This is a genomic window from Bradyrhizobium sp. USDA 4510 (genome assembly GCF_054059095.1).
Genome location: NZ_JBSSBT010000001.1, coordinates 183,409 through 196,264 on the forward strand (window position 1 = coordinate 183,409; position 12,856 = coordinate 196,264).

General features: G+C 66.9%; 11 protein-coding genes. 6 read left to right on the forward strand and 5 right to left on the reverse strand.

The features are described from left to right. Position 1: 1 nt before the first annotated feature. A complete protein-coding gene (locus tag ACVMDN_RS00890) occupies positions 2-229 on the reverse strand; it encodes a DUF2093 domain-containing protein (protein ID WP_016848019.1) in 228 nt (75 codons plus the stop codon). 219 nt (positions 230-448) lie between these two features. On the opposite strand from ACVMDN_RS00890, the gene ACVMDN_RS00895 reads away from it, so the two are divergent. Next, entirely contained in the window at positions 449-1,246 is a 798-nt protein-coding gene (locus tag ACVMDN_RS00895) for a dienelactone hydrolase family protein (protein ID WP_371852100.1), read from the forward strand. 16 nt (positions 1,247-1,262) lie between these two features. Here the strand turns inward: ACVMDN_RS00895 and xseA are convergent, their stop codons facing one another. Next, positions 1,263-2,885: an exodeoxyribonuclease VII large subunit gene (gene xseA, locus ACVMDN_RS00900; protein ID WP_076825572.1), complete on the reverse strand. Its 1,623-nt coding sequence runs from the start codon at positions 2,883-2,885 to the stop codon at positions 1,263-1,265. A gap of 165 nt (positions 2,886-3,050) precedes the next feature. On the opposite strand from xseA, the gene purD reads away from it, so the two are divergent. Then, the gene (purD, locus tag ACVMDN_RS00905; RefSeq protein ID WP_057016645.1) at positions 3,051-4,328 is read left to right on the forward strand and encodes a phosphoribosylamine--glycine ligase; all 1,278 of its coding nucleotides are present in this window, start codon (positions 3,051-3,053) and stop codon (positions 4,326-4,328) included. 46 nt (positions 4,329-4,374) lie between these two features. Beyond that, complete coding sequence (locus tag ACVMDN_RS00910; protein WP_076825570.1) at positions 4,375-5,700, forward strand: adenylate/guanylate cyclase domain-containing protein; 1,326 nt, start codon at positions 4,375-4,377, stop codon at positions 5,698-5,700. A 135-nt stretch (positions 5,701-5,835) separates the two neighbouring features. Here the strand turns inward: ACVMDN_RS00910 and ACVMDN_RS00915 are convergent, their stop codons facing one another. Further along, on the reverse strand, positions 5,836-7,068 hold the full coding sequence (locus tag ACVMDN_RS00915; protein ID WP_038388024.1) for an acyl-CoA dehydrogenase family protein: 1,233 nt from the start codon (positions 7,066-7,068) through the stop codon (positions 5,836-5,838). A gap of 122 nt (positions 7,069-7,190) precedes the next feature. On the opposite strand from ACVMDN_RS00915, the gene ACVMDN_RS00920 reads away from it, so the two are divergent. Continuing rightward, positions 7,191-8,096: an alpha/beta fold hydrolase gene (locus tag ACVMDN_RS00920; protein WP_076825569.1), complete on the forward strand. Its 906-nt coding sequence runs from the start codon at positions 7,191-7,193 to the stop codon at positions 8,094-8,096. A gap of 205 nt (positions 8,097-8,301) precedes the next feature. On the opposite strand, the gene ACVMDN_RS00925 is transcribed toward ACVMDN_RS00920, so the two are convergent. Next, on the reverse strand, positions 8,302-8,748 hold the full coding sequence (locus ACVMDN_RS00925; RefSeq protein WP_225163883.1) for a nucleoside deaminase: 447 nt from the start codon (positions 8,746-8,748) through the stop codon (positions 8,302-8,304). 140 nt (positions 8,749-8,888) lie between these two features. Between ACVMDN_RS00925 and ACVMDN_RS00930 the strand changes: the two genes are divergently transcribed. Beyond that, positions 8,889-10,931, forward strand: a complete 2,043-nt coding sequence (locus ACVMDN_RS00930) for a pseudouridine synthase (protein WP_076825567.1) — start codon at positions 8,889-8,891, stop codon at positions 10,929-10,931. A 6-nt stretch (positions 10,932-10,937) separates the two neighbouring features. Next, complete coding sequence (gene rsmD, locus ACVMDN_RS00935) at positions 10,938-11,492, forward strand: 16S rRNA (guanine(966)-N(2))-methyltransferase RsmD (protein ID WP_076825565.1); 555 nt, start codon at positions 10,938-10,940, stop codon at positions 11,490-11,492. Between the two features lie 110 nt (positions 11,493-11,602). On the opposite strand, the gene ACVMDN_RS00940 is transcribed toward rsmD, so the two are convergent. Beyond that, positions 11,603-12,778, reverse strand: a complete 1,176-nt coding sequence (locus ACVMDN_RS00940; RefSeq protein WP_057015551.1) for an IS481 family transposase — start codon at positions 12,776-12,778, stop codon at positions 11,603-11,605. Positions 12,779-12,856 lie beyond the last annotated feature (78 nt).

Here is a 12,856-nt window from a genome sequence, read left to right on the forward strand (position 1 = left end):
CCTAGGCCTGCGGCTTGAGGACGCCAGGATGGTGGCGCTGCAGCACGGCGGTCGGGGTGGCGTAGGCTTCTTGCAGATCGACGCTCCAGTACTTCAGCTCGTCGAGCGGAATCCGGACGTCGGTGATGGCACAACGCACAAAGGTGCCGGGCGAGATCACGCGGAAATCGCCGTCGAGATATTGCACCTGCGCTTCGCCATGGCCCGAGGGACCGAACTTGTTCAGCACGATTGAGCTCTCCGCCTTGCCTCCAATGAGGCCATCTGGATGTCGATGAAACCGTCTATCACAGATAGGGTGTCATGTCCGCCCGTTAAACCACCGACTTGTGATGATTTGGCGGCGGAGGCGCATGGTAGCCTTGTAGGTGTGGTCCGCTGTGTTTGCAGCGCCATAACGAGCCGGCCGGATCGGATGCGCCTCACGTCAGTTTTCATGTGCCTCGCCATGCTTGCCGTGCCGGCCGCGGCCGCGGCGCCGCTCCCGGACCCGCATCAGGTCGAGATCCCCGAAGGCAACGTCACGCTGCACGCGCAGCTCTACCGGCCCGATGGCGACGGCCCGTTCCCGACCGTCATCGCGCTGCATGGCTGCGGCGGTCTCGCCGGCCGGTCCGAGCCGGTGCTGCCGCGCTATCGCGACTGGGCCGAGCAATTGCTGACGACCGGCCATGCGGTGCTGCTGCCGGACAGCTACGGCTCGCGCGAGCTTGGTCCGCAGTGTCGCATCAAAGAGCATCAGGTCCAGACCCGCCGTGCGCGGGTCGCCGACATCAACGCGGCGCGGCAGTGGCTGGTGCAGCAGAAATGGGTGGCGAAGCGCCGCATCAGCCTGATCGGCTGGGGCAACGGCGCCGCCGCCCTGCTGTGGGCGGTGCGGCCGCAGGTGTGGTCGCGCAACGTCGAGCCGGATTTTCGCTCGGCGGTCGCGTTCTATCCGGATTGCCGCGCCTCGTTCGGCCTCGGCTGGAGCGCGCGGGTGCCGACGCTGGTGCTGATCGGCGCGCGCGACGACGTGACATCGTCATCGGCCTGCCACCAGATGGTCGACGGCGCCCGCGGCCGCAGCGCGCTGGCGCGGATCGTGGTCTATCCCGAGGCCTATCACGACTTCGACCGGCCCAACCTGCCGCTGCACGCGGTCGCGGCCTCCGATGCCGAGATCGCCGAGCGCGGTCACGTCGGCACCGATACCGGCGCGCGCAAGGATGCGCAAAAGCAAGTCGCCGAGTGGCTGTCGCGCTAAGACAGCTGTTGCCGGGCTAGAACAGACTACCCTGATCGACCGGCTTGGTGACGCGCTTCGGCGCTGCCGGTTTCGCCTCGCGCGGCTGAGGCTTCGGCTGGCTCTCGGGCGCCACCGTCGCCGGGGGCTGATCGGCGTTCGCGGTGGCGGCGACGCGGCCATCGGCGAATTCGATCGACAGGCCGGCGTTCGGGCCGACCGCCGCGGCGGAGTGCAGGGCGTGGCCGTGCGCGTCGCGCACCAGCGCGAAGCCGCGCGCCAGCACGCCGCGATAGGACAGCGCCGACAACAGCTGGCCGCTATGGGCGACGCGCGCCTCGAGCCGCTGCATCGTCGTCACCAATGCGCGGCGGGCGCGCTCGGCCAGGCGGTGGGTGCGCTCGAGGTCGCGGGCGATGGCGTTGCGCTGGGCCTTGGCGTTGGCGAGCTTCGAGGCCTTGAGCCGGATCTCGAGCCCGCTGAAGCGCTCGCGGCGGCGATGCAGCAGCGCGCGCGCCGATAGCGTGATGCGCTCGCCGGATGCGGTGAGCCGCTGCCGCGCATGCGCGATCTGGCCGCGCAGCACGCCGATGGTGAGGCGCGAACTGCTGGCGGCAAAGCGGCGGAAATGCGCGTGCGTATTGGCCTTCAGCCCGCGCGGCAAACCTGCTGCGAGATGATCGAGCCGTTGCCGCGGGATCGCCAGCAGTTCGTGCGCCGCCGGCAGCGCCCGCGCCGCGGCGCGCAGCTCGTTGCGGCGCGCCTCCTGGGCACGCTGCCAGCACACCATGGTGCGGCGGGCGAGCGCCGCGACCTCGACGAACAGCTCGCTGCGCACCGGCACCGCCATCTCGGCGGCGGCGGTCGGCGTCGGCGCGCGCTTGTCGGCGACGAAGTCGATCAGCGTGATGTCGGTCTCATGGCCCACCGCCGAGATCAGCGGGATATGGCTCTCCGCCGCGGCGCGGACCACGATCTCCTCGTTGAACGACCAGAGGTCCTCCAGCGAGCCGCCGCCGCGCGCGACGATCAAGAGATCGGGCCGTGGAATCTTGCCGCCCTCCGGCAGCGCGTTGAAACCGCGGATCGCGGCCGCCACCTGTTCGGCCGAGCCGTCGCCCTGCACCTTGACCGGCCAGACCAGCACGCGGCGGGGAAAGCGGTCCTCCAGCCGGTGCAGGATGTCGCGGATCACAGCGCCGGTCGGCGAGGTGACGACGCCGATCACCTCGGGCAGCCAGGGCAAAAGCTGCTTGCGGGCCTCGTCGAACAGGCCCTCGGCCGCGAGCTTCTTCTTGCGCTCCTCCATCAGCGCCATCAGCGCGCCGACGCCGGCAGGCTCCAGCGAATCGATGACGATCTGGTACTTCGAGGAGTTCGGATAGGTGGTCAGCTTGCCGGTGGCGATGACCTCGAGGCCCTCCTGCGGCTTGAAGCGCATCCGGGCATGGGCGAACTTCCAGATCACCGCCTCGATCTTGGCGCTCTCGTCCTTCAGGGCGAAATAGCAGTGGCCGGAGGAATGCGGGCCGCGAAAGCCCGAAATCTCGCCGCGGACACGGACATGGCCGAAGCGGTCCTCCACCGTCCGCTTCAGGGCCGAAGAGAGTTCCGAGACGGTGAATTCGGGCGCGTTGACGAGATTCGGAGCAGCGGTCATCTGATCTATAGAATCGGGGTTTTCGACCCCGTGTGCAAGGTCCGGACGCCGCGTTTCAGGCGTCGAATCACATATCCACATCTGATCGAACCGCGTGTTGCCGCGGTTCGGGAGCGTGCTAAACCGGACGAAATGGCGTTACAACCCCTCTGATCGGCGACACAGATGAACATCCTCCTGCTCGGTTCCGGTGGCCGCGAACATGCGCTGGCGTGGAAGATCGCCGCATCCCCGCTGGTCACGAAACTCTGGTGCGCGCCGGGCAATGCCGGGATCGCGCGCGAGGCCGAATGCGTTGCGCTCGATGTCACCGACCATGCCGCGGTGATCGAGTTCTGCCGGGGCAATGCGGTCGATCTGGTGGTGGTCGGACCGGAGACGCCGCTCGCCGCCGGGATCGTCGACGACCTCGCCGCTGAAGGCATCAAGGCGTTCGGACCGAGCCGGCAGGCCGCCCAGCTCGAGGGCTCCAAGGGCTTCACCAAGGACCTGTGCAGCGAGTTCGACATTCCGACCGGTGCCTATCGCCGCTTCGACAATGCGAAGGACGCGGTGGCCTATGTCCGTGCCCAGGGCGCGCCGATCGTGGTCAAGGCCGACGGGCTTGCGGCCGGCAAGGGCGTCGTGGTGGCGCAGACGCTGCCCGAGGCCGAGGCCGCGATTGCGATGATGTTCGAGGGCGCGTTCGGCTCGGCCGGCGCCGAGGTCGTGATCGAGGAGTTCTTGTCGGGCCGCGAGATCAGCTTCTTCGCGCTGTGCGACGGCGAGACCGCAATTCCGCTGGCGTCGGCGCAGGACCACAAGCGGGTGTTCGATCACGACAAGGGGCCGAACACCGGCGGCATGGGCGCCTATTCGCCGACGCCGTTCGTGACGCCTGAGGTGCACGACCAGATCATGGCGCGGATCATCCTGCCGACGGTTGCCGGGATGAAGAGCCGCGGCACGCCGTTCAAGGGAGTGCTCTATGCCGGCGTGATGCTGACCGCGCAGGGCCCAAAACTGTTCGAGTACAATGTCCGCTTCGGCGATCCCGAGTGCCAGGTGCTGATGCTGCGGATGATGTCGGACATCGTGCCGGCGCTGCTCGCCTCGATCGACGGGCAATTGAAGAACTTCGATCTGCGCTGGTATCCGGACCCGGCGCTGACGGTGGTGATGGCGGCGAAGGGCTATCCCGGCGACTACATCAAGGGCACGCGGATCGATGGCCTCGACGCCGCCGCCAAGGTCGAGGGCGTCGAGATCTTCCACGCCGGCACGGTGGCGAAGGATGGCGCAATCATCGCCAATGGCGGCCGGGTGCTGAACGTCTGCGCGATGGGCAAGACGGTCACCGAGGCGCGCGACCGCGCCTATCAGGCGATCGATCGCATCAAATGGCCGGACGGCTTCTGCCGCCGCGACATCGCCTGGCAGGCGGTCGAGGCGGAGAAGGGTTGATCGATCCGGCCTCAGCGGCGACAATGGCGCGCCCCGGGGCCTTCGAATGACCGATTTCAGACCGCCCGAGACGCACTACGCGCAAAGCGCCGACGCGAGCATCGCCTATCAGGTGATGGGCGATGGTCCTGTCGACATCATCCTTGTCCCCGGCCTGTTCTCGCACATCGAGTTCATGCACGAGATGCCCGGCTACACCGCCGTGCTGCGCCGCCTGTCGCGCTTCGCCCGGGTCGTGACCTTCGACAAGCGCGGACAGGGATTGTCGGATCGGATGACCGGCGCGCCCTCCCTCGAGCAGCGCATGGACGACGTCCGGGCCATCATGGATGCCATCGGCTCCGCGAAGGCGGTGTTGTTCGGCTTCTCCGAGGGCTGTCCGATGAGTGTGCTGTTTGCAGCGACCTATCCGGACCGCGTTTCGCATCTCGTTCTGCTCGGCAGTTTTGCCCGCTCGAAGGATCGCCTGCCGGATGACGTGTGGCAGCTGCGCTGCGATGAGATCGTGCAGAGCTGGGGTTCTGGCGATACGGTCAAGACTGTCGCGCCGAGCCAGGCAACGAATGCGGAAGTGATCGCGCAGATCGCGAAATTCGAGCGGCTGTCGAGCAGTCCGGGAGCGTTGCGGACGCTGCTCGTTCTCAATCGCGCGATCGACGTCACGGCGATCCTGCCGATGCTCCAGACTCCGACGCTTGTCCTGCATCGGACCGGCGATGCCCGCGTTCCTGTGGCGCTCGGCCGTGCCGTCGCGCGCTCGATCCCCGGCGCGAAATACGTGGAATATCCGGGCGGCGATCACTACTATTGGGTCGGCGAGACCGACGCGATGCTCGGCGATATCGAGGAATTCGTTACCGGCCATCGCGATGGTGGTGATGCCGAGCTCGACCGTGTGCTTGCGACCGTGCTGTTTACCGATATCGTCGATTCGACCCGCAGCGCCGCCGCGATGGGTGATCATCGTTGGCGACGTCTGCTCGACGATCACGATCAACTCGCGCAGCAGGTGGTCGGCCGCCATCGCGGCCATCTGGTGAAGAGCACCGGCGACGGCATTCTGGCGACCTTCGACGGTCCCGGCCGCGCCGTACGCTGTGCGCTGGCGTTCGGCTCGGCCGCGCGGCAGATCGGCCTGCCGGTACGAGCGGGCCTGCACACCGGCGAGATCGAGGTGAGGGGGGCGGATATCGGCGGCATAACGGTCCACGCCGCGGCGCGCGTGATGTCGCAGTGCGGCTCGAACGAGGTGCTGGTGTCACGCGTGGTGACCGATCTGGTCGCGGGCGCCGGGTTGAAATTCGCCGAGCGCGGCGCGTTCGAGCTGAAGGGACTGCCCGGGACATGGGAGCTGTTTGTGGCGAGCGGCTAGGTTCGGCCCCACGCCGTCATTCCGGACGACGCGCATCGCGCGTCGATCCGGAATCTCGATGTTGTGGACACCTTCTCACCTCATCTCGAGATTCCGGGTTCGGCGCGTTGCGCCGCCCCGGAATGACGAAGTGGGCTAAAGCAAATCCCCGCCCGCCGCTGACGCTGTGGTGCCGTGCTCGCGGAACGCCTTGATGACGTTCTTGCCGATCTTCCACTTGTGCACCTCGTCGGGGCCGTCGACCAGCCGCTGCGAGCGCACCTGGGTGTACCACTTCGCCAGCGGCGTATCCTGGCTGAAGCCGAGCGCGCCGTGCAGCTGGATCGCGGTATCGATCACCTTGTGCACCATGTGGGCGTGGAAGATCTTGGCGATCGAGTTCTCCTGGCGGATGTCGAGGCCCTTCTCGGCCTTGTAGGCGATGTGCAGCAGCATCAGCCGGCCGATATAGAGCTCGCTCGCGCAGTCGGCGAGCATGAACTGCACCGCCTGGCGGTCGGCCAGCAACTGGCCGAAGGTCGAGCGTTTGGTGACATGGGCGGCCGCCATGTCGAGCGCGCGCTGCGCCTTGGCGACGTTGTGCATGCCGTGGCGCAGCCGGCCGTAGGCGAGGCGGTGCTGGCCCATGTTGAAGCCGTTGCCCTCGCCGCCGAGCAGGTTGTCGGCCGGCACCTTCAGATCCTTGATCTCGATCTCGGAGTGGCCGCCGTGGATCACGTCGTCATGCGGACCCTCGATCGCCATGTTGGCGACGTTGCGCTTGATGCGGTAGCCGGGGTTGGGCAGCTCGACGATGAAGGTCGAATATTGCTTGTGGCGCGGCGCGTTCGGATCGGTCTTCGCCATGACCAGCGCGAGGTCGGCGACGCTCGCCGACGAGGAGAACCATTTCTCGCCGTTGAGGATGTAGTTCTCGTTGCCGTCCTTCACCGCCGTGGTCTGCATGCCGGTGGCATCGGCGCCGGCGGCCTTCTCGGTCATCGAGAAGCAGATGCGCTTCTCGCCGTTCAGCAGGGGCTTGAGGAATTTTTCCTTCTGGTACTCGGTGCCATGCGCCAGGATCGTCATCATCGAGGCGTCGTCCGGCCCCTGCGTGTTCATCGAGAGCGCGCCGAGCATGCTCTCGCCGAGCTCCATCTGCACCAGGGCGTTGGCGAGCGGGCCGAGGCCCATACCGCCATACTCCTTCGGCACGAAGGGGCACCACAGGCCCTGCGCGCGGGCCTTCTTCCGCAGCGGTCCCAGCACCTCGGCAAGCGGCTTGGTGTCGAGTTCCTTTTCCGCCGGAATGCATTCGTCGTGGACGAATTTGCGAACCTTCTCGCGGATCGCCTTGGCTTCGGCGGGAATTTCGAAGTCGATCGACATGGCACTTCCTCGTTTCATGTTGTTGTTGGCAGGACTTGAGGATGGCATAAACCTCGCCAAAGCGAGCGGCAACGCCGAACAAAGTTTGAAGCAGCGCGGCCGCCCCAGGGAAGGAGCTACCGATGCCTGATCTCGCTGATCTTTTTCCCGGCTATGCGTCCGAGTGGATCAACACCTCGCAGGGCCGCATCTTCGCCCGCGTCGGCGGCAAGGGCCCGCCATTGCTGCTGCTGCACGGCTTCTCCTCGACGCATGTGATGTGGCACACGGTGGCGCCGAAACTCGACGACAGGTTCACGCTGATCATCGCCGACCTGCCGGGCTACGGCTGGTCCGACATGCCCGACAGCGACAAGGACCATACGCCCTACACCAAGCGGGCCTGGGCGAAGACCATGGTCGAGGTGATGGAGCAACTCGGGCACGTGCATTTCGCGCTCGCCGGCCACGACCGCGGCGGCCGGGTGTCGTACCGGCTCGCGCTCGATCATCCCGGCCGGCTGTCGAAGCTTGCGGTGCTCGATATCGCGCCGACCTATGATTACTGGCAGAAGCTCAATCGCCTGTCGGCGCTGAAGATCTACCACTGGGCGTTCCTGGCGCAGCCCTATCCGCTGCCGGAGACGCTGATCTCCAACAATGGCGAATTCTTCCTCAAGGAGAAGATGGCGAGCCAGACCAGGAGCAAGACGCTGGAGGCGATCGATCCGCGCGCGCTCGAGCACTACCTCGCGCCATTCCGTGATCCCGCGCGCATCCACGCGATGTGCGAGGACTATCGCGCTGGCGCCTATGCCGACTACGAGATCGACAAGGCCGATGTCGACGCCGGCAAGAAGATCACGATCCCGATGCTGGCGCTGTGGGGCGATGCCGGGGTTGCCAGCGCGGCAACAACGCCGCTCGACACCTGGAAGACCTGGGCCACCAATGTCAGCGGCGCGCCGGTGGCGTCGGGGCATTTCCTGCCCGAGGAAGCTCCGGACGCGACCGCGAAGCTGCTGCGGGAGTTTTTCGTGGCGGGATGACTCCGTTCGCGCGCCGTCATCCCCGCGCAAAGGCTTCGCCTTTGTCGCTGGAGGTGGGAGCCTCGCTCCGCTCGCACCTCAGGATGACGGGATCAACAGCTGAGAGCTTCGTAGCCCGGATGGAGCGGAGCGAAATCCGGGATCGTCTCCGCGGAGATATCCCCCGGATTCATCCGGGCTGCAGGTCGCCCGCGCTACGAATTCCTCAGCGACGCTCCCTGAAGAACTCGCGCAGCAGGCGCGCGGACTCGGTCTCGCCGACCGCGCCATAGACCTCCGGCACATGGTGGCAGGTCGGCTGCGCGAAGAACCGGACGCCTGACTCGACCGCGCCGCCCTTGGGGTCGGCGGCGCCGTAATAGAGCCGGCGGATGCGGGCAAAGGAGATCGCGCCGGCGCACATCGTGCAGGGCTCCAGCGTCACGTAGAGGTCGCAATCGACCAGCCGCTCGGTGCCGATGGCCTCGGCGGCCTGCCGGATCGCCAGGATCTCCGCATGGGCCGTCGGATCGTGGTCGGTCAGGGTGCGGTTGCCGGCGGTGGCGATCACCTCGTAGCCCCGCACGATCACGCATCCGATCGGAACCTCGCCAGCTTTTCCGGCACTTTCGGCGGTTTTTAGCGCCAAATCCATGAAAGAAGGGGCAGACATGCCTCGTATCATCGGAAGAAACCTGCTAGTAGCGTCGCCTTCAGCAGAAGTGGATGCCGGTTTTGCGCCAGTCGCGCCCAGATGGCGCGCGTATCGCCGGTTGCCCTGCGCCCCAATTGAACCTCCAGGCGAGAACATTCATGCCCCGCGACAGCGACAAAAACAACGATTCCCCGCGCGGCCGGCGGGACCGGGGGGCGCCCGGGAAGGGGCGGCCCAGTGGTTCCCGCGGATCGGACAAGCCGTTCGGCAAGCGCAGCTTCGGCGGCAAAGGTGGTGATCGCGACAAGCGCTCTTTCGGCGACAAGGGCGAGGGCCGCTCGTTCCGCCGCCGTGAGGACGGCGATGCGCCGCGCCGCGATTACGGCGACCGGCCGCGCTTCAAGCGCGACGACCGTGGCGGCGAGGGGGGCGGAAAGCGCCCGTTCAAGCCGCGCGGCGAGCGCCGCGACTTTGATGCGGGCGATCGTCCGCAGCGCGGTGGCGCGCGCTCGGAGGGCCGCTCATCCGACCGCAAGTTCGGTGAAAAGCGGTCCTATGGCGATCGCGAGAAGCGCCCCTACACGCCGCGTGGCGACCGCGACGGCGAGAAGCGGAGCTTTGCGCCGCGCGGCGATCGCGCCGAGCGCAAATTCGACGACAGGAAGTTTTCGCGCGGCGATCGTGACAAGCGCTCGTTCGGGGACAAGGGCGAAGGCCGCCCGTTCCGCCGCCGCGAGGATGGCGACGCACCGCGCCGCGATTTCGGCGATCGGCCGCGCTTCAAGCGCGACCGCGACTTCGAGGGCCGCGACCGCGGCGACGAGAAGCCCTGGCAAAAGCGGGATCGCAAACCGCGCGACGACCGCGGCGGCGACGAGCGCCCGCGCTTTTCGCGGTCGCGCGACGATCGCGGTGGCGGCGAACGTCCGCGGTTCTCGAAGTCACGCGACGACCGCGAGCAGGGTGATCGTCCGAAGTTCGGCCGGCCGCGCTGGGATCGTCATGATGAAGATGGTGGCCGCGACAATCGCCGGCGTGAGCGGCCCGAAGGCCGCACCGACTGGCAGGAGCACCCGCGCAGCGAAGGCCGCTTCTCCGACCGGCCGCGCCGCGACAATGAGGACGACAGCAAGGTCTTTGCGAAGCGCCCGGCCTTCGGCGGCCGCGGTGCCTATCGCGAACGCGCCACCGACGACCGGCGCGAGCGTCCCGAGCCGAAGCCGAAGAAGACAGGCGAACGCATCGCCAAGGTATTGGCGCGCGCCGGTCTTGCCTCGCGCCGCGATGCCGAGGAGATCGTCACGCAAGGGCGCGTCACCGTCAACGGACGCGTGATCAACTCGCCGGCGCTCGATATCACCGACAACGATGTCGTGGCCGTCGACGGCAAGCCGTTGCCGCCGCGCGAGCGGACGCGGCTGTTCATGTATCACAAGCCGCGCGGGCTGATGACGACGCATGCCGATCCCGAGGGGCGGCCGACCGTGTTCGACAATCTGCCCGAGGGCCTGCCGCGGCTGATCTCGATCGGCCGGCTGGATTTCAACACCGAGGGCCTGTTGCTGCTGACCAATGACGGCGGCCTGGCGCGGACGCTGGAGCATCCCGACACCGGATGGCTGCGCCGTTACCGCGTGCGCGCGCATGGCGAGGTGACGCAGGGCCAGCTCGACCAGCTCAAGGGCGGCGTCGAGGTCGACGGCGTCAAATACGGGCCGATCGACGCGACATTGGAACGCGACCAGAGCGCCAATGTGTGGGTGGTGTTCGCGATCCGCGAAGGCAAGAACCGCGAGGTGCGCAACGTGATGGCGCATCTCGGGCTCGAGGTGAACCGCCTGATCCGGATCTCCTACGGCCCGTTCCAGCTCGGCGAGCTCGAGGAGGGCAAGGTCGAGGAGGTCAAGACGCGGGTGCTGCGCGAGCAGCTCGGCGAGAAGATCGCCAAGATCGCGGGTGCCGACTTCACGCGGCCGGAGCAGCGTGACGCAGCCGACGGCGACGATGCGCCGGCCAGAAAGCCGAAGCCCAGCAAGCGCGAAACCATCAACGATCGCAAGGGCCGCCGCGTGCTGGTGCAGCGCACCGGCAGCGAGGAAGCGCGTGCCCGCAATGAAGACGAGGCCAACGGCTACGGCCCGCCGCGCCGTCCCAAGCGCGGCTATCACGGCAAGCGCGATCTCAAGCCGCGGGACGAGTAACGGTCGATGCGCGTCGTCGGGGGCAGGCTGAAGGGCCGCAATCTCGCTTCGCCTGCGGGCCGCGAGATTCGTCCGACCGCGGACCGCCTGCGCGAGTCCGTGTTCAACATTCTGATCCACGCCTACGACAATCCGGTTGAGGACGCGCGCGTGCTCGATCTGTTTGCCGGCACCGGCGCGCTCGGCATCGAGGCCGTCTCGCGCGGCGCCAGGTTCACGCTGTTCGTCGACAATGGCGCCGAGGCGCGCGCGCTGCTGCGCAACAATGTCGAGTCGCTCGGCCTCGGCGGCACGACCAAGGTCTATCGCCGCGATGCCACCGATCTTGGACCGGCGCATCCGGTCGAGCCGTTCTCGCTGGTGTTTCTCGATCCGCCCTATGGCAAGGGGCTGGCCGACAAGGCGCTCGCCTCGCTGCGCGACGGCGGCTGGCTGACGCCGGGCGCGCTGCTCGTGGTGGAGGAGGCCAAGGCCGCGGCGTTCGCGGCGCCCGAGGGCTTCGAGGAGCTCGAGCGGCGCGCGTATGACGACACGGAGTTCGTGTTTCTTCGCAAGGCGTAATATTGCCGCTTGTTGTGCTGTCATCACCCGCGCATGCGGGTGATCCAGTGCGCCGCGGCTTCTCGATTGATCACGATCGCCGCGGCGTACTGGATCGCCCGGTCAAGTGTTTAGTCCGGGGACATGGCTGACACCTGTTCGGACACATCACTGACAGGTTGGCGGTTGGTCAAGTCGATTGATGCGACCTGCCAGCTGGCGAAGAAGACGCCGTAATGGCCGTCGCGATCCAGCGGCCTGATGGCAAGCCGTTCGCGCGCGAAGGCCTGTGGAACCTTCCAGAAGCGTCCCTTGAAGGAGATGTAGGGCCTCGTCGATGAGACCCTGCGCACGGTCTCGCCGCTGTCGTACTCGATTTTCGGGACGCGGGCCGGCATAGCGCGGGCACTGGGTCGGAAGCGATCGGCGGGAACGTGCATATCAAGGCCTTGGTGAGGGCGCTGCAGATTGTAGATCGGCCGCCAGGCATCCAAGGCACGCTGGACTTCCGGTAGGGTGCGGAAGCGGCGCATCGCAAAGACCTCGGCCTTCAGGGTGCGATGGAAGCGTTCGTTCTTGCCGCGGGCCTGCGGGTGGCAAGGCCTGGCATGCACCACCCTGACGCCAAGCTTGAGCAGCCAGACCTTCAATCCGGTCCAGCGAATGCCGGACGTATCGCCCCATGGTGAGCCGTTGTCGGTGTAGAAGGCCTCCGGCAAACCATAGCAGCGGAACGTCGTCGTCAAGTGATCCTGCACGGTGAAACGCTGCTCGTCGGCGCAGGCCTTCAGGCACAGGACATAGCGCGAGTGATCGTCGACGATCGTTAGCGGATGACACCGCGTTCCGTCGGCGAGCGGCAGGTGGCCCTTGAAGTCCATCTGCCACAGTAGATTGGGAGCTTCCTTCTCGAAGCGGTGCCCTGGATTTGGCGGCGCGTTCTCGCTCGGCTTGACGCGGCCGTTCCGGCACAGGATCCGGTGCACCGTCGAGGGCACAGGCACCGTCTTGCCGTCCCGCTTCAGGCAGTGGGCGATCTTGCGCGCGCCCCAGACCGGATGCTTGTCGCGCACCGCAAGCACCTGCTCCTCGATGGCAGCCTCACTGCGCTTGGGCATCGCATGCGGACGCCGGGAGCGGTCAGCCAGTTCCCGATCACCAGCCTGCCAGCGCCGCAGCCATTTGTAGCCAACGTCAGGGCTGATGTTGAACCGTTGACACAGCTCGCGCCGGTTGGCGCCTTCCTGCAATGCCAGCCGCACGAACTCGTGGCGCTGATCCATTACTGACACCTCACTCCACGGCATGGACGGCCTCCCGAATCGGACCAATCCAGCCAATGTTGATGTGTCAGCTATGTCTCCGAACACCCGTCAGTGATCTGT